Below are 17,413 nucleotides of genomic sequence, written 5' to 3' on the forward strand. Positions count from 1 at the left end.
TTTCTCCAAAAAATTATTTATTAACTTGTTCCCGTATCAAACTTAACTTTAGAATGAAACCAATATTTCTGTTCTTCCTTTTTATAACATTCTCTTGTACAGCTCAAAACACGCTTTCATTTTCTAAAGAAACTACTTCTCCAAAAGCCTCTATTAAGGATGCCTCATGGATTGCTGGCAGCTGGAAAGGTGAGGCCTTTGGTGGTATTACGGAAGAGGTGTGGAGTCCACCTTTGGGCGGTTCCATGATGTTTGTTTTTAAATTGGTTAATAATGATAAAGTTGCTTTTTATGAAGTAGGTCATATAGCAGAGGTTGATGAAACCTTGATTTTTCAGCTAAAACACTTTCACGAAGACCTTAAAGGGTGGGAAGAAAAAAATGAAACTGTAGATGCCAAGCTTATTAAAATTGAAGAAAATCGTATTTATTTTGACGATTTCACCTTTGAAAAAATTAGTAATAATGAAATGAACATCTATGTTGTCATTGGACAAAGTGATGGTACAGAAGAAGAAGTAAAATTCAATTATAAAAAAGTACAATAGGATGGAAAAGGCATGCTTGGAATGTGGCGAAAAAATAGTTGGCCGGGTAGATAAAAAATTCTGCTCGGACTATTGTCGCAATGCCTATAATAATAAACTAAATAAAGACAGCACCAATCTAATACGTAACATTAATAACCGTTTGCGTAAAAATTATAGAATATTGGAGAGTTTTCCCTTAAAGGAGAACAAAACTAAAACCACCAAAAACAAACTTTTGGACAAAGGCTTTAGTTTTGATTATTTTACCAGTATCTACACTACACAAAAAGGCACAGTATACTACTTTGTGTATGATTTAGGCTACTTGCCCTTAGATAATGATTATTATATGATTGTAAAAAGAGAGTAAACTATTTATAATTTTGACCGCTTAATTTAAGTGCTGCAATTACAATATCCTTACGACTGATTTGACCCACTAAAATATCATTTTTAATAACTGGCAGTCTTCTTCTTTTGTGTCTAGCAAATACCCCAGCTGCATCAAAAATACTCATGTCGTGCGGTATAGTCTCAACATTTTTGGTCATATATGTTTCTACATTTTTATCCAAAATGGGCAAATTAAAATATCTGCTTTCGGAAATTTGCTTCATACAATCCGCCTCAGATATGATTCCAACCAAAAATCCATTATCATCCATCACTGGACCCCCAGAAATATGGTTTTTAGCAAAGGACTCCATTACCGCCAAAATAGATTGTTCTGGTCTAAATGTTATTAATTTTTTTGTCATATAATCACTTACCAAAATTTGAGCATCATACTCTTTTTTAGTGATTTCCTTGGCTCTTGCGCCTCTAAAACTTTTAATTCCCATGGCGTTATATTTAAAGGTTGATTAATAAATCTAGTGATTTTAAGCGAATTACGTAAATTTTTTAGCTTAAATGCGTCAACTTTCTAAAATTTCATACTTTTATAGTATAACCAAATTTTATGAAACGTTTTCCTGCTGGCTTAACCATTCTTTTAATTTTACTCGCTATTTTTTGGGGTTTTAAGGCCTCCATGCCTACCTATAACTCGGATACAGAAGTTGCCACGGTTTCTTTTTCTACTGATAAAGCTTTAAAGCATGTGGAATCCATTTCTAAAAAACCTCATGGCGTAGGTTTTTCTGCCCATAAAGAGGTTAGGGAATATATTATTTCTGAACTTAAAAAAATGGGCTTGGAAACATCCCTACAAGAAGGGTACACTGGTGGGGATTGGGCTAATTTAAGTAAGGCCATTAACATTTTGGCTAGAATAAAAGGCACTAGTGATGAAAAAGCTTTGCTGTTGTTAAGTCATTATGATAGTAGTCCACATTCTTCTTTGGGCGCAAGTGATGCTGGTAGTGGTGTTGCAACTATCTTAGAAGGGGTTAGAGCTTTTTTAGCTACAAATCCTTCTCCTAAAAATGACATTATTATTCTTATTTCAGATGCCGAAGAATTGGGGCTTAATGGAGCAGATTTATTCGTGAACAACCACCCTTGGGCTAAAGAAGTGGGGCTTGTTTTAAATTTTGAGGCTCGTGGTAGCGGTGGACCAAGTTATATGCTTATTGAGACCAATGGAGGCAATAGTAAGTTAATTGAAGAATTTACAGCAGCAAATCCTAAATATCCTGTTGCCAACTCACTGGTGTATAGTATATACAAAATGCTCCCAAATGATACCGATCTTACCGTTTTTAGAGAAGATGGTGATATTGAGGGTCTAAATTTTGCTTTCATAGATGACCATTATGATTATCATACAGCACGTGATAGTTATGAAAGGTTGGATAAAAAAACATTGGCACACCAAGGGAGTTATCTAATGCCATTACTACATTATTTTAGTAATTCGGATTTAACAAACCTCAAAAGCAAGACAGATTACATTTATTTTAACGTTCCCTTTTTTGATTTAGTTTCCTATCCTTTTAGTTGGATTTGGCCCATGTTTGTATTGGCAGTAATTCTTTTTATTGTTCTTTTAATTCTTGGTTTTAAAAAAGGCGTATTAGACATTAAGGAAATTCTTCAAGGGTTTTTACCATTGTTATTGTCACTAATCATAAATGGCCTGGTCGGATTTTACAGTTGGGCCTTTCTTAAATGGTTCTACCCCCAATACAAAGATATATTGCACGGGTTTACATATAATGGCTATGTTTATATTGCCGCTTTTGTATTACTATCGGTAACCATCTGCTTCTGGATATATCAAAAATTCAAAAAAATTAGCCCCTCAAACATAGTTGTGGCTCCCATTTTTATTTGGTTACTGATTTGTGGTATAGTAGCTATGTATTTAAAAGGAGCCAGCTTTTTTATTATCCCAACAATTGCCCTATTAGCATCCTTCCTTGTTATTATTAATCAAAAAAGACCTAATCCATATTTATTGCTCTTTTTGGCTTTACCAGCACTTTGGATTTATTCACCCTTTATAAAAATGTTTCCTGTTGGATTGGGTCTTAAAATGCTGGTGGCAGCTACTCTGTTAACTACTTTGACCTTTTTCTTGTTATTGCCAATTTTTGGATTTTACAAAAAGAAACATCGCTTAGCACTTTTTGGTTTTCTATTGTTTATTGGCTGTATAATCTCAGCACATTTTAGTTCAGGTTTTTCAGAAGAAAATGCAAAACCTACAAGTCTTTTATATGTTCTGGATGCCGACGCCAATTCGGCCAAATGGGCAACATATGAAACTCAAATATCAGCATGGACAGCACAATATTTGGGAGAAAGTAAGGAGAACCCTCAAAATTTATCCGACAATACAATTAGCAGTAAATATGGCACTGGTTTCACCTATGTTTCCAAAGCTCCCATGAAAAACATATTGGCTCCTACCATAGAAAAAACGTGGGATACTATTATTGGCAATGAACGGTTATTGGAGATATGCATTACCCCAAATAGGAATGTAAACAGGCTAGAAGTCTTTACAAAGGATTCCATATCAAAAGCCTATGTAAACAATGTTCCTTTACCCGATAAGTTCATGACCAACAGAAGTAGAAATAAATTAGTGACTCACTATATAAGTGATAATATCCCTACCGAGCTATCCCTAACTATTCCCAAAGATTCTATTTTGGAATTAACACTATATGAGGCATCCTATGACTTATTAAACAATTCTATGTTTACCGTTCCAGAAAGACCAAAGGATAACATTCCCATGCCATTTGTATTGAACGATGCTGTTTTAGTAACCAAAACAGTGAGATTTGAATAATTAATAAAGATGTTGATAACCTTTAAAAACTTAAGTCAAAATTTTAATAAATAAATCTATTTATGTAATATCTTTCTTACCGTGGATATAGTGTATAGTCATCAAGAAAAAAGAGAGAGTCTTAATACTACCTTAAAAAGATTAGAGCCCATTGCAAAGTGCTCTTTCTCTGGAAAACCAGCTGATTATTATATTGGCCTTTCCCAAAGCTCAGAAGGAGCATCCATTAAAATTGTTGGAGCTGTTTATGCCGAATTTGTGGAAATGGCCATAAACAAATTATTGGGCCAGGGATTTGAGGATGTAAAATGGCCCGTTATTTTGAACTTAAATAAAGAACTAATCTATCATTCCTACCATGCTCATAGCAAAGGTCTATCAGCAATTTTTGGTTGGCAAGAATATTTGCCCAAAAAACAAAAAAGTAGCGTATAACTTTCCTTAAGCTACTTTATTATATTTTCTATTGTAATTACCATATTTAAAGGTTTCCTTAACAGATTACTAAAAATAATTTAATAGTTTTGGCGCACTAAAATGATTAAAAATGAAAAGGATATTATTTATTGTTTCTTTGGCTTTTACTGCAACTATAACTGCACAGACAAAAAGTGAACTAGAAAAGCACTATGAGGCTTTTTATAATGAAATGAGATTACAAGGAGATGTAAACGGGGTTATAAATGCCATGACCCATTTAAATGTATTGTCTCCTTCCGTTGAACGCAGAGACACTTTGGCCTATATCTATGCAAATAACAATCAGCATCTACAAGCCTTAAATACAATTGGTATTGAAAAAAATGAAGCTGATTCCGATTTGGCTGTTCAAGTAAAGGCGATTTCCTTGAAAGCAATGAACCAACCAAAACGAGCGTTGGAACAGTTTGAAATTTTATATAAAAGAACTCCTTCTCCTTATTTAGCATATGAATTGGCGGATTTAAAAATCCTTACTGGAGATAATCCGGGCGCGGCGACATTGATAGAATATGGCATTGCTAATTCTAAAGATGATATGAAATATGCCTATTACGAAAGACAGCAGCCCTATGAGGTGCCTTTAAAAGCTGCTTTTGTGTACTTAAAAGGACTAGTACAGTATAATATAGACAAAAATGATATTGACAAAGCCATAGCGTCCATTGATGAGGCTCTTAAAATTGAACCAAATTTTAATTTGGCAAGTTTAAGCAAGCAGGCTTTGGAAGCAAGAAAAGAAACACCTGAAAAAACAGACTAAAAAACTGTTCCCTTATTCTTGGTCCAATATAGATTTTAAATCCAACGGATTATTTACTATTACATTGAATTGATTTCTCAATGCATTATAGGCGGTCACCATTTCTTTGACTGATTCTTGAGGGGCAATTCCGTATTCTAAATCACCCTTTACTTTTAAGGCAAACGATTTAAATACATTTTGTCTGCTCTTAATTTGTGCGCCACTATATACTTCTGGATAAGTAGATGCGGCAAGCAAGTTTTGCTTTTCTATTAAGTCCTCTATTGTACGTGTTAAACTCTCCTTACTATCTACTTTATAAAGCGCATTAAAACTTGTTTCCAATGCATTATACTCTGGCCATTTACTTAATATTTCCTTAGACTTAGAATTTGTAGTAGTTGGTTTTGCCAACTTACCCAAGCTAAATTCTTGAGTATCATTTTCATTGGATGCTCTTTCTTTTGCATCTCCTTTACAAGAAACTAAAATAAAAATAGCTGCTCCTATATACAAAAGCTTCTTCATAGAGCGAATGTACAAATTTTAGGAAAAGACATCTTAACTCAAGAATTCTTTTAACTACAATTTATATATAGAAAATACTTGTTGAAGGTAATTGAATAAAACTAATCCTCATCATCCGCATGTTCTTCAACTTTTATCTCTGAAATAGCACTTGGGTCATCATTCTCAAAATCTTCATAATCATCCTCATCATAATTTTCCATCGTTTTTTCCAGTTTTGCACTTATTTTCACTAAGTATTTAGTGTCCTCCGTAGTAACTTCAACAGCTTCTATAAGTTCCCCACCAGCGTTTTTAAAAGTGATGATGTCATCATCATCATATCCATCTGGATATTTATCTATCAACAACTTTAACACTTCTGGAGTAAGCTTTTTATAATCTACTATAACTCTTCTTAAATTGTTCATATTCTGTAACTTATAAGATAATACAAACTGGTTTTCAAAAAAAATCAAAATAAATTTATGATAAAAAACAATAGGTTTAATTTCCCATGTTAAAGAATTAAAAAATATTCATCATCCTTATATTTAGAATAAAGATAAACTACCAAAAACTATTGTTTATTAATAAATCATCAACAAAACATTGATAAATGTGAAAGTAATTGAGGCGAAAAGTAATGTTTACTACCTATTTACCTTCCATTGATAGGAATCATCTTGGAACAGCTCTTTTCCAAAAATGGGAACTTCGGATTTTATTTCTTCAACTATATATTGTAGTGCTGTAAAAACTTCTTTTCTATGTGGTGAAGAAACAAACACAAATAAACATATTTCCCCCGTTTTTACAACTCCTCTGCTATGATAAATATGCATGCAGCTCAAATCAAACTTCTTAAAAGCTGCCTCTCGAATCTCGTGGAACTTCTTATTTGCCATTTCTTCATATGCTGAATACTCAATGGCAGCCACAGTCTTTCCATCAATAAGGTCTGCACGGACCTGACCCAAAAAAATATCATGTGCACCAATTTGGGTTTTGGATTGGTGGTGGGCTATGGACGTTGCAATATGTTCTGGCGTAATTGCACCTTCTACAAAGACATTTTTTATGCTCATTTTGTTTATTTAAAAAGACTTTTTACTAAGGTAAACAGATTTTAGAAAACAAAAGTGGTAGTAGCTAATATAGTAGCCTCACCAGGAATCGAACCTGGATCTAAAGTTTAGGAAACTTCTATTCTATCCGTTGAACTATGAGGCTAAATAATAGAAACCAAAAAAGTCAGCTACTATGGCTGACTTTTTTTTGCTCCCCCTCTTGGGCTCGAACCAAGGACCCTCTGATTAACAGTCAGATGCTCTAACCAACTGAGCTAAGGAGGAATTTATTCTCATTAAGCGGGTGCAAATATAAATGTATTTTTCAAATATCTCAAAGAAAAAAAGAGGGTTTTATTATTTAAAAAGCCATTTATATAAATCATTGCCATTTGCAAATAACAAAAGGGCTATTAATATAAAAAAGCCTGTCATCTGTGCATACTCCATAAATTTGTCGCTAGGTTTTCTCCCTGTTACCATTTCATATAACAAAAATACAACATGACCACCATCCAATGCTGGTATAGGCAATATGTTCATGAATGCCAAGATAATGGAAATAAAAGCCGTTGTATTCCAAAATTCAGCCCAATCCCAACTATCTGGGAAAAGCCCTCCAATAGCAGCAAAACCACCAACACCCTTATAGGCTCCTGTAGATGGGTTAAATATTTTCTTTAATTGCTTAACATAGCTAGAAAGTGTACTTACTCCTTTATCTATACCTGCTGGAATAGATTCTGCAAAAGAATACTTTATGGTTTCCACTTTAAGTAGCCCTCTAGCCTCCATGTCATTTGCTGTTAACCCACCAAGGAACACTCCAATTGTAGCAGAATCAGATACAGAAACTAAGATTTCTTTTAACCCCTCATTCTTTCTATTGACTATTAGAGATATTTCTTCCCCTTTATATTTTTCTAAAACAGGTTTAGCTTCATCAAAATAAGAGATTTTAGTGTCTCCTATTTGAACAACTTCATCCTCTTTTTGCAAACCCGAGTTCTTGTTTGTAGATTCCGATGAGACTTCTCTTATTATAAATGGTCGTCTTAAGTCCAAGAACCTCATCTTGTCCTCATCTTCTAACAAGGTAGATATAAAATCAACGGGGATTTCCTTTTCAAATGTTCTGCCATCCCTATCAATAGTAATGATGTTTCCATTCACAATTTCCAATGGGATACTTCCAAATTTTTCAATCTTCTCTCCATCAATGGCTATAATCTTATCTCCTGTTTGGATTCCAAGTTTATCCCCTATGCTTGTTTCAGCTACCCAAAAACCATCTTTTAAGCTTTCCGCTGGGATATATTGGTCTCCATACGTAAATGCAAGCCCAATGTAAATGAGTACAGCCAAAATAAAATTCACTGTTACGCCACCAAGCATTATAATTAAACGTTGCCATGCTGGTTTACTTCTAAATTCCCATGGTTTGGGCTCTTCTTTCATGGCTTCAGTATCCATGCTTTCATCTATCATCCCAGCAATTTTTACATAACCGCCCAAAGGCAACCAACCAATACCATATACAGTTTCCCCAATTTTTTTCTTAAAAAGAGAGAACTTAATATCAAAAAAGAGGTAAAACTTTTCTACTCTGGTCTTAAATATCTTTGCTGGAATAAAATGCCCCAATTCATGCAGGACAATTAATAGGGATAAACTTAAAAAAAACTGAATAACCTTTATTGCTATAGGGCTCATGTAAAATTTCTATAATTAAACGCCCAAAAGTACACTTTTAGGAGGTCTTATAAAAGGAAAGAAATTTACCTCTACCGATTTTAAGAAACATTTAGGAGCAAAGCATGCCTATTACTTTCACAATCTTTATACCTGACTTACCTTTGTAAAAAAACAAATGCTATCCTTTTTTAGTAAATACAAGTTTTTTGGACTGGTGCTTTTGGTACTTTCTGCCATTATTGTTTACTTATTTTACAATGCCCTACAACCCAAAAGAGTATTGCCAATTTATCAACCTTATATGGTAAATTCAGAATTGGTAGATAGCAGCCTTTCTCACATTAAAAAATACCACACAATTGGAAACTTTTCCTTGACCAACCAAAATGGAAAAACCATAACGCAGCAAGATTACAAGAATAAAATCTATGTGGCCGATTTCTTTTTTACCACCTGCCCCACTATTTGTCCTATCATGACCAAAAACATGGAAGGCATACAGAAGCACATATTAAATGATGATGATGTATTATTGCTCTCCCACTCTGTTACCCCACAAATAGACTCCGTTGCACAACTTAAGAAATATGCGCTGGAAAAAGGTGTGAATGATGCCAAATGGAACTTGGTAACTGGTGACAAAAAACAAATCTATGAGCTGGCTAGAAAATCATATTTAGCTGTTAAAACAGATGGCGATGGTGGTCCTTTTGATATGATCCATACAGAAAATTTTATTTTGGTAGATAAACAACGTAGAATACGTGGTTTTTATGATGGTACCAAAGAAGAGGAGATTGAGAAACTGCTTGAAGATTTAAAAATTTTGAAAGCATCCTATAGTAAATAAACTTCTTGTCATTATTTCACTTCTTTTTACCTTTCTATTTCACTTTTTTCGTTTACTTTTGCCTTTACTTATAATCAATCTAAATAAGAATTGGGTATTACGGTAGCACATCTTAAGAAGGGACAAAAAGGAATCATTAAAGATTTTATTCATGATGTATTGCCTATTAAGCTCTTAGAATTAGGTTGTTTACCAGGAAATATAGTGGAACTGGTACAGGTTGCTCCTTTTAAGGACCCTATCTATATTAATGTCAATGGCACCCATATTGCCATTAGAAAATCTGTTGCCATACAGATTGAGTTAGAACTTATTGAAGATAACCAGGCGGTATGAGCAAGCAGATTAATGTTGCACTCATAGGGAATCCCAATACTGGGAAAACTTCTGTATTTAATGAACTCACAGGCCTAAAACAAAAAGTAGGCAACTATCCTGGAATTACAGTTGAAAAAAAAGAAGGTATTTGTAAATTGCCTAGAGGTGTAAAAGCCCATATTTTAGACCTTCCTGGGACTTATAGCCTTAACACCACTTCTTTGGATGAAAGTGTGGTAGTAGAACTACTCTTAAATAAAAACAGCAAAGATTTTCCAGATGTTGCTGTGGTAATTAGTGATGTAGAAAATCTTAAGAGAAATCTATTACTTTTCACTCAAATAAAGGATTTAAAAATTCCTGTTATTTTGGTTATAAACATGGCGGATAGAATGACCAAAAAAGGAATTTCTTTGGACATTCCTTTGTTAGAGGAAAAGTTGGACACCAAAATTGCTCTGGTAAGCACAAGAAAAGGAACAGGTGTAGAAAAAATAAAACAGCTAATTGCTGATTATAAAAATTTATCTACAAAACCCAATATTGAAACATCCGTAATAGCACCAGATTATTTTGAAAAACTAAAAAGCACATTTCCTAAGGAAGACCTGTATAAATTATGGTTGGTCATTACCCAGGATGTTAACTTTATGCCCATTGAGAAAAATCCCATAAAAGGATTTTCTTCTTTTGACACCAAATCCAAGCCAGAACTTAAGAAACTACAGCATAAAGAAACTGTTGTTCGCTACCAGTTCATCAATACCATTTTAAAAGAAGCGTACAAGGTTGACTTGTCTGCTGCAAAGGGCTTTAGAGCAAAACTTGATAAAGTTTTAACCCACAAGGTATTTGGTTATCTTATTTTCTTTTTTATACTGCTCACCATATTCCAAGCTATTTATGATTGGAGTAGTGTTCCCACAGATTTCATTGATGAACTTATGGCTTCGGCAATTGAATGGGTAAAAAATGTTCTTCCGTCTGGAGTACTAACCAATTTGATTACAGAGGGAATTTTAGCTGGGATTAGTGGTATTCTTGTTTTTGTTCCACAGATAGCATTCCTTTTTCTTTTCATTGCATTGCTAGAAGAAACAGGTTATATGAGCCGTGTGGTCTTTTTAATGGATAGATTAATGCGCCCTTTTGGACTAAGCGGTAAAAGTGTGGTACCTCTTATATCTGGTACCGCCTGTGCTATCCCAGCAGTTATGGCCACCCGTACCATTGAAAATTGGAAAGAACGCTTAATTACCATTTTGGTAACTCCGTTCACTACATGTTCTGCTCGCTTACCTGTATATCTTATTATCATCTCCTTAGTTATACCAGAAGGCAGGTTTTTAGGGTTAAGCTATCAGGCATTAACCTTAATGCTTTTGTATTTAATTGGTTTTGGAGCGGCAATTCTATCGGCTATGGTCCTCAACAAGATTTTAAAAATTAAGAGTCGGTCCTTTTTTGTGATGGAAATGCCCACGTATAAACTTCCTCTGATAAAAAATGTAGTCTATACGGTATTGGAGAAAACAAAGAGCTTTGTTTATGGAGCAGGTAAAATTATCCTGGCAATCAGCATTATTCTTTGGTTTTTAGGTTCTAATGGAATATCATCTGACTTTAAAAATGCAGAGCGTATTGTAAAAAGTAGAATTGCAACCGAAGGACTATCTGACTTCAACCAAAAAAATATTGCGGAAAATTTAGAGGCCTATTCCGTTGCATTAAAAAATAATGAGGTCTCCATTGGTTCTAATGCCCTAAAAGATTCGCTCAACATTAGAAAACTAGACCTCCTAAAAAAAGCTGAAAACCAAGAAATATCTAGCTATAAATTGGAGCATTCTTATATTGGTTATGCAGGCAAAGCTATTGAACCTATTGTGCGCCCCCTGGGGTATGATTGGAAAATAGGCATTGCACTAATTACCTCTTTTGCTGCAAGAGAGGTCTTTGTAGGGACTCTCGCAACTATATACAGTGTTGGGAACGACGAACAAGAAACTATCACAAGCAGAATGGCGGCAGAGGTAGACCCTACGGGCAAAAAGCCGCTGTTTAATTTAGCATCGGGCATCTCATTGCTACTGTTCTATGCATTTGCCATGCAATGTATGAGTACTTTGGCAGTAGTAAAAAGAGAAACCAATAGTTGGAAATGGCCCGTACTACAACTGGTATTCATGAGTACTTTTGCGTACCTTGTTGCTTTGGTGGCATATCAAATCTTAAAATAAAAATGATGGGTCTTGTACAAAACATTTTAGTTTATATCATCGTTGGGGTCGCCTTCATGTATTTAGTCAATAAATTCTTGCTGCCCAAATCTATCTTCTCTTCAAAGAAAAAGAATAGTTCTGGCTGTGGAAAAGATGATTGTAGTTGCCATTAAATTATTTTTCTTGCCTAGGCAACTCTTTGCCCTTTCAACCTGTCTATTAAGTGTAGCTTAAATTCAATAAGCGTTAAAAAAAGAATAAAGCAGTATTAAGGAAATCCTAAATTGGCGTGATGCTTGCAGAGGGTTACTTTAATTTGTCACAACCAAAATACGTGCATATGCCAAAAATTACTTTTAGAATCTTGCTTTTAATAGCTGTTTTCATTTCTACCCAAGCTTATTCCCAAACTATTAGCTCCATAATTGTTGACACAACAACCTTAAAACCTATTCCATATGTTACGGTTCAATTAAAAAACAGAGGCGTAATCACCAATGAGGAAGGGCGTTTTAGTTTTCAGTTGGATACTGGTTTGGTAGAAACCGATTCCCTTTTTATTTCCTGTATTGGCTATGAAACCATAAAAAAACCATTGAGTTACTTTACAGAAAAAGCCATTTACTTGCACCCAAAAAATATTGAGCTTAGAGAGGTTATTGTTAGTAATAAAGAGTACTCGGCGGAAGAACTTATTGATTTGGTCAAAGAAAATCTTGCAAAAAACTACAGTGAGAACTATACCAAAAAGAGGCTGTTTTATAGGAAATCTTCTTTTCAGAATATGAATAAGACAGATTATGTTCTAAAAAAATCTACCATAGAAGCCCTCAATAAAAAATTCTTAGATAGCGTAATAAGCACAGTTCCTAAAAGCAATAGTTATTATACCGAAGTCCTTGGGGATTTGTATGGCAACTTTGATACAGAAAAACAGAAACTGGATCTTATTAAAGCTTCAGAATTGTATGATAAAAGTATGGAGATGGATTTTGAAAAACTAGAAGAAAAATTCAATAAAATAATCAAGGAAAATGTAAAAACTGACTCATATTTTAAGGTGAAATCTGGTTTATTTGGCACCAAACTAGATGCAGACGAGGTTTTTGAGGGCGAAGTAGATTCTACAGATGTTGCCGCAGTAAACAAGCAGTTAAAAGAAACAAAAAAGTGGGAAGAAGAAAGGAAAAAGAATTTTCCTGAATATCGCAGAAAAGCCTTGGGGGATATTTTTAATAGCCTTCCCATAAGGGACGATTCCTATCTTAATTTTTTAGAGAAATCAAACAAGTACGAATTCAGCCTTCAAGATTTTACCTATTTAGGGAATGATGCGGTCTATGTTGTAAATTTTGAGCCAAAACGTTCCGCAGATTATAAAGGAACACTATATATAAATTCTGATGATTTTGCCTTAATCAGAGCCGATTTTGAAAATGTAAAATCTGTAAAAACCTTTAGACTATTGGGTATTTCATTAAATGTATACCAATCTCGGGGTAAAATTATTTTCTCTAAGGGTGATGATGATTTATACGGCTTACGTTATTTTGAATCTGAAACAGGAAGCAGAATGGGTATAAAGAGACCTCTTAAAATCATTGAAAAAAACAAACGTGTAAAAGGTAGAAACAAGCAGAACGAACTTTCTGCTGAAGTAGACCTTGCCTTTAACAATATTGACAAAAACGAAGTCATTGTCTTTGAAACAGAACCTCTTACCAATACACAATTTGAGGCATATGAAGAAAACAATAGTATGTTGCCTACGTATATGCCCAACTACGACCCAGAATTCTGGAAAGGGTACAACATTATAGAACCCAATACGGCCATCAGGGAATTTACCGCCGTGGAGTAAATTTCTTTGTACAAATTTCCCACTATTTAATCACTTTCCATTCTTATTAAAAGCAACATTCTTGCATTTTTTTTAAGTGCAAGCGTAACCTTTTGTATTTTCCAGACTATATAGAATAGAACACCAACTAAAAACACTCTTTTGAAAGGGCAAACAGACGAAATGCTAATGGCAGAAGTTGCCAAAGGGAACCTTGACTTACTTAAGATTCTCTTTGAAAGACATCACAAACATGTCTTTAACTTTCTGTACAAAATGTCTGGAGATAAAATGTTAAGTGAGGATATTACACAGGAGGTGTTTTACAAATTAATGAAGTACAGAACTTCCTATAACAATGGCAAGTTTGTTTCCTGGTTATTCACGATTGCAAGAAACAGTATAAAGACCCATTATAGGAAAAACAAGGAGTATCATGAAGATGTAGAAATATTAAAGTATACGGTGTTGGATGAGGAAGTAAAAAATGAAGATTATTCTCATTTGCACCTGGCTTTAAACAAATTGGAAACTACTGATAAAGAACTATTGGTATTGAACAGGTTACAGGGAATAAAATATGCAGAATTGGCAGAAATAATGGACAGCACTCCTGGTGCAGTGAAAACGAAAGTGAGCAGGGCTTTAAAAAAATTGAAAGGTATTTATTTAGAAAAAAATATAGGATGAAAGAGAAACATATAGCAGATTTACTTCCAGAGTATTTGGATCATCTTTTAAATGATTCTGATAAGAGTGATGTTGAAGAGCACCTAAAAAAATGTGCTGTCTGTTCAGAAGAATTAGAAGAATTAAAAATTCTTTTCAATTCTTTTGAAAAAGAAGAAAAATTAGAACCATCCGACTCGGTAAGAGCCAATTTCTTTGAAAAGTTGGAGGAAGAAAAGCAAAACCATCCAAGGGTGGTTTCCTTGAACGCGGAGACCATCTCCAACAAAAATCCATGGTCTTTTAATTTCCTAAAGATAGCCGCAGGGATTGCTCTATTAGTAGGCTCTTTTATGTTAGGAAAAAAGCAACAGGAACAAAAATCCAATGTGGAAATCTTTGCTTTGATGGATGAAGCCTCTGGGATAAAGGAAATGACCATGCTGGCTCTTATGGAAAATAAATCTGCCAGTAAGCGCATACAGGGTGTCAACTATATTGAAGAATTTTCCAATCCAGATGAAGCAATTGTAAATGCTTTAGCAGATAGAATGCTTCATGATGAAAATACCAATGTAAGATTGTCAGCAGTAGAGGCATTGGGAAAGTTTACAGCATCGGGAACCGTTAAAAATGACCTCATCTTGGCCTTAAAGTCGGAAAAAGACCCTGGGATTCAAATTGCCATCATTCAGATATTGGTGCAAATTCAAGAGAAAAAAGCAGTGGCGCCTATGCAAGAATTATTACAGCAGGAAGACACGCAACCTTATGTAAAAAAACATATAGAAACAGTATTACCAAGTATTATATAATAACCTATGCCTAGCTTGTCTGGGCGTCAAAAAACGAATAATCATGAAATCATTAAAAATTACATTATTAGCACTTTTTATCTGCACAACTATTACTGCGCAAGAAGATTACACCAAATCCTTAGATGGAGTAGAATGGGTGAAAATTGAGTCTCAATCGGACATAACCCTAAAAACCCATAATAGCAACCAGCTATTAATTAAAGCTAGAGGTTCTAATGAAACCCCCTCAAGAGCCAAAGGGCTAAAACTAGTTGGCGAAGGTGGTTCGGACAATACCAATCTTGGGTTCTATGTAATAAAAGAAGGAAACAATTTGCTGGTTAGAAATCTTAAGAAAAACGAAAGTGCCGTAATCTACTTACCCGCATCACAAAATGTTATGGTGAAAACCACTTGGCAAGGTGATATAGATATAGATGGGTTCCAAGGAGAAATAGAGGCTACAGCAGAATTAAATGGGGGCATTACTCTGGAAAATATTACGGGTCCTTTAACTGCCAACTCATTGAATGGAGAGATAGAAGTGAGCTTTACAAAGGTTAGTCAAAAATCCCCTATAACCATCAATACGGTAAATGGAGAGGTGGATATCACCATGCCTGCTGCTACATCTGCAGATCTAAATATTGGCACTCTCAATGGGAATGTATATACCAATTTTGACTTAACGCTTCCAGAGAAAAACGGGTTAAAAGCAATAGCTAGTAGTAAAATTAAAGGCGCAATAAATAATGGTGGTGTGACCATTAAATTAAATTCCATCAATGGAAATATTTATTTAAGAAAAGAATAATTCATCAATACAAAAATTAATTCACCACTTAAAAAACGAACAGTCATGAAAACCATAAAAACAACCCTATTGTTGAGCCTCATCTGCTTAACAAGTACCGCACAAAAAGTCATTGAAAAAAGTATTGATTATAACAATCAAACCATAGATGTAGAGTTAAAATTTGCTTCGGAAATCGAAGTAAAAACTTGGGACAAGTCCACCATTTATTTTAAGGCAAATCTCTATACCGAAGATGGCAACTATTTGGATTTGTATGAATTGGATGTTAAAAACAACAGTTCTACAATAAGTATTGTTTCTAATGCGGAGCCTATTTTTAAAAAGATTTGGGCCGTGTATGAGAAAAACAACCCTGGTAAAAAAAGAAGATACTTCTCTACAGGCGATGAGTATGAGTTTAACTACACGCTCTATGTCCCTAAAAATGCCAAATTTAATATAAGCAGCATCAACGGAAATTTAACGGCAGAACTTATTGAAGGAGAATTTACGGCCGACCTCATCAATGGTGATATAGATATTGCAAAGTATGCGGGAGATTTGGATCTGAAAACCATCAATGGAGAAATAGACCTTAAAATGATTAATGCCCATCTGGTTGCAGAAACCATTCATGGTGATATATATGCCGATGAAAAGTTGAACTTTAGCTCTACCAACCGCCATGTTGGTCAAAAAATAGAAGGGAGCGTACAAGACGGCAAAAACAAATTGAGGCTAAACACCATTAATGGAAATATGTACTTAAGACTTTAGATTATATAAAGTTCCTTACAAAAAAGTATAACAGCATCCCCCATCCAACGACCAATAACAGTCCGCCGATGGGGGTAATTGGTCCTAAAAACTTCATTTTTCTACCCTTGGAGGCACTTAAGCACAAACCATAAATACTAAAAGAAAATAAAAATGTGCCCACTATAAAACAATAGGCCATATTGGTTTCCAAAGTGGAATTAAAAGGAAGGTTAAAGCCTAGTACCAGCAATAAAATAGCATGGTACATTTGGTACTTAACACCCGTTTCAAAACTTTTTAATTGGTCTTCCGTAAAACGTTTTTTTAGGGCGTGGGCACCAAAAGCCCCAAAAATTACGGCAAGGAAACCATACACAGCACCTACTATTTGAACTAAAAAAATCATTCTTGATCAATAAAAAATGAATCCTGTCTATGCAGGAACTACAAAGGTAACAATCAAACTATTTGTTCAATTCTATTTTTGTTTTAAAAAAGTCTAATTGCTCTTGGGTTTTAAGCGAGTCTTTAAAATTTAGGAACAGCTGAAGGGAATCTTTGTATTCCAATTTTATTTTCTGCTGCCTTAAATCATCAACAAAGACATAAACTTTCCGGTTGGTGATAGAGTCCCTAAAAATCCCTTTCTCTACTGTTTTAACAGAAAAGCCATTGGTTCGTTTCATGGAAGGTAATTTTTCTACCATAGAAACCTTGTCCATTTCAGAAAACGGAATGTATTGGTAATACACCCCGGACAAAATCTGAAACTCCCCATCTTCTACCTTTGTCCAATTTTTATAGTGCGCCACAAAAGACAAAAAACAAACTATAAGTGTAATCACTATCAATGTGTTCCAAAACCAATGCCGCTTCTTTACTCCCATTTCC

20 protein-coding genes and 2 tRNA genes are annotated in these 17,413 nt (G+C 34.5%); 13 read left to right on the top strand and 9 right to left on the bottom strand.

Annotated elements, in window-relative coordinates; genetic code table 11:
- Positions 1 to 53 precede the first annotated feature (53 nt).
- Positions 54 to 548 carry a DUF6265 family protein gene (locus tag AC000W_RS06460; protein WP_474746979.1) on the top strand — a complete coding sequence of 165 codons (495 nt, stop codon included), beginning with the start codon at positions 54 to 56 and terminating at the stop codon, positions 546 to 548.
- A gap of 1 nt (position 549) precedes the next feature.
- Complete coding sequence (locus AC000W_RS06465; RefSeq protein ID WP_474746981.1) at positions 550 to 900, top strand: hypothetical protein; 351 nt, start codon at positions 550 to 552, stop codon at positions 898 to 900.
- A 1-nt stretch (position 901) separates the two neighbouring features.
- Here AC000W_RS06465 and AC000W_RS06470 read toward each other — a convergent pair whose 3' ends face one another.
- A complete protein-coding gene (locus AC000W_RS06470; RefSeq protein WP_474746982.1) occupies positions 902 to 1,372 on the bottom strand; it encodes a CBS domain-containing protein in 471 nt (156 codons plus the stop codon).
- Between the two features lie 119 nt (positions 1,373 to 1,491).
- On the opposite strand from AC000W_RS06470, the gene AC000W_RS06475 reads away from it, so the two are divergent.
- The 3 genes from AC000W_RS06475 to AC000W_RS06485 all read left to right on the top strand — a co-directional run bounded on the left by AC000W_RS06475 (position 1,492) and on the right by AC000W_RS06485 (position 5,017).
- Positions 1,492 to 3,774: a M28 family peptidase gene (locus AC000W_RS06475; RefSeq protein WP_474746984.1), complete on the top strand. Its 2,283-nt coding sequence runs from the start codon at positions 1,492 to 1,494 to the stop codon at positions 3,772 to 3,774.
- A gap of 81 nt (positions 3,775 to 3,855) precedes the next feature.
- The gene (locus tag AC000W_RS06480) at positions 3,856 to 4,209 is read left to right on the top strand and encodes a hypothetical protein (protein ID WP_474746985.1); all 354 of its coding nucleotides are present in this window, start codon (positions 3,856 to 3,858) and stop codon (positions 4,207 to 4,209) included.
- A gap of 112 nt (positions 4,210 to 4,321) precedes the next feature.
- On the top strand, positions 4,322 to 5,017 hold the full coding sequence (locus AC000W_RS06485; protein ID WP_474746987.1) for a hypothetical protein: 696 nt from the start codon (positions 4,322 to 4,324) through the stop codon (positions 5,015 to 5,017).
- 12 nt (positions 5,018 to 5,029) lie between these two features.
- Here the strand turns inward: AC000W_RS06485 and AC000W_RS06490 are convergent, their stop codons facing one another.
- The 6 genes from AC000W_RS06490 to rseP all read right to left on the bottom strand — a co-directional run bounded on the left by AC000W_RS06490 (position 5,030) and on the right by rseP (position 8,289).
- Complete coding sequence (locus AC000W_RS06490) at positions 5,030 to 5,527, bottom strand: hypothetical protein (protein WP_474746988.1); 498 nt, start codon at positions 5,525 to 5,527, stop codon at positions 5,030 to 5,032.
- A 101-nt stretch (positions 5,528 to 5,628) separates the two neighbouring features.
- Complete coding sequence (locus AC000W_RS06495; RefSeq protein ID WP_474746990.1) at positions 5,629 to 5,937, bottom strand: hypothetical protein; 309 nt, start codon at positions 5,935 to 5,937, stop codon at positions 5,629 to 5,631.
- Between the two features lie 222 nt (positions 5,938 to 6,159).
- Positions 6,160 to 6,594 (bottom strand): molybdenum cofactor biosynthesis protein MoaE, encoded by a 435-nt coding sequence (locus AC000W_RS06500; RefSeq protein ID WP_474746991.1) that lies wholly within the window; start codon positions 6,592 to 6,594, stop codon positions 6,160 to 6,162.
- A gap of 73 nt (positions 6,595 to 6,667) precedes the next feature.
- Positions 6,668 to 6,739, bottom strand: a tRNA-Arg gene (locus AC000W_RS06505).
- A gap of 48 nt (positions 6,740 to 6,787) precedes the next feature.
- Positions 6,788 to 6,861 (bottom strand) — tRNA-Asn (locus AC000W_RS06510).
- 72 nt (positions 6,862 to 6,933) lie between these two features.
- Complete coding sequence (gene rseP / locus AC000W_RS06515) at positions 6,934 to 8,289, bottom strand: RIP metalloprotease RseP (protein ID WP_474746992.1); 1,356 nt, start codon at positions 8,287 to 8,289, stop codon at positions 6,934 to 6,936.
- 157 nt (positions 8,290 to 8,446) lie between these two features.
- On the opposite strand from rseP, the gene AC000W_RS06520 reads away from it, so the two are divergent.
- From AC000W_RS06520 to AC000W_RS06555, 8 genes are all read left to right on the top strand, one after another.
- Entirely contained in the window at positions 8,447 to 9,121 is a 675-nt protein-coding gene (locus tag AC000W_RS06520; protein WP_474746994.1) for an SCO family protein, read from the top strand.
- Between the two features lie 90 nt (positions 9,122 to 9,211).
- Positions 9,212 to 9,457: a FeoA family protein gene (locus AC000W_RS06525; RefSeq protein WP_474746996.1), complete on the top strand. Its 246-nt coding sequence runs from the start codon at positions 9,212 to 9,214 to the stop codon at positions 9,455 to 9,457.
- On the top strand, positions 9,454 to 11,679 hold the full coding sequence (gene feoB, locus AC000W_RS06530; RefSeq protein ID WP_474746998.1) for a ferrous iron transport protein B: 2,226 nt from the start codon (positions 9,454 to 9,456) through the stop codon (positions 11,677 to 11,679). The genes AC000W_RS06525 and feoB overlap by 4 nt, the downstream gene beginning before the upstream one ends.
- Before the next feature lie 322 nt (positions 11,680 to 12,001).
- Positions 12,002 to 13,522: a carboxypeptidase-like regulatory domain-containing protein gene (locus AC000W_RS06535; RefSeq protein WP_474747000.1), complete on the top strand. Its 1,521-nt coding sequence runs from the start codon at positions 12,002 to 12,004 to the stop codon at positions 13,520 to 13,522.
- A gap of 141 nt (positions 13,523 to 13,663) precedes the next feature.
- Positions 13,664 to 14,191: an RNA polymerase sigma factor gene (locus tag AC000W_RS06540; RefSeq protein ID WP_474747001.1), complete on the top strand. Its 528-nt coding sequence runs from the start codon at positions 13,664 to 13,666 to the stop codon at positions 14,189 to 14,191.
- Entirely contained in the window at positions 14,188 to 14,985 is a 798-nt protein-coding gene (locus tag AC000W_RS06545) for a zf-HC2 domain-containing protein (RefSeq protein ID WP_474747003.1), read from the top strand. Before AC000W_RS06540 ends, AC000W_RS06545 begins: the two co-directional genes overlap by 4 nt.
- A 43-nt stretch (positions 14,986 to 15,028) precedes the next feature.
- Positions 15,029 to 15,781, top strand: coding sequence for a DUF4097 family beta strand repeat-containing protein (locus AC000W_RS06550; protein ID WP_474747004.1), 753 nt, complete (start codon positions 15,029 to 15,031; stop codon positions 15,779 to 15,781).
- Between the two features lie 45 nt (positions 15,782 to 15,826).
- Positions 15,827 to 16,540 carry a DUF4097 family beta strand repeat-containing protein gene (locus AC000W_RS06555; RefSeq protein ID WP_474747005.1) on the top strand — a complete coding sequence of 238 codons (714 nt, stop codon included), beginning with the start codon at positions 15,827 to 15,829 and terminating at the stop codon, positions 16,538 to 16,540.
- Between the two features lies 1 nt (position 16,541).
- On the opposite strand, the gene AC000W_RS06560 is transcribed toward AC000W_RS06555, so the two are convergent.
- Both AC000W_RS06560 and AC000W_RS06565 read right to left on the bottom strand, forming a co-directional pair.
- Complete coding sequence (locus AC000W_RS06560; protein ID WP_474747007.1) at positions 16,542 to 16,928, bottom strand: DUF423 domain-containing protein; 387 nt, start codon at positions 16,926 to 16,928, stop codon at positions 16,542 to 16,544.
- Positions 16,929 to 16,986: 58 nt separating this feature from the next.
- Positions 16,987 to 17,409, bottom strand: coding sequence for a hypothetical protein (locus AC000W_RS06565; RefSeq protein WP_474747008.1), 423 nt, complete (start codon positions 17,407 to 17,409; stop codon positions 16,987 to 16,989).
- Between the last annotated feature and the right edge of the window lie 4 nt (positions 17,410 to 17,413).

The sequence above is a fragment of the Saonia sp. genome (assembly GCF_056326165.1).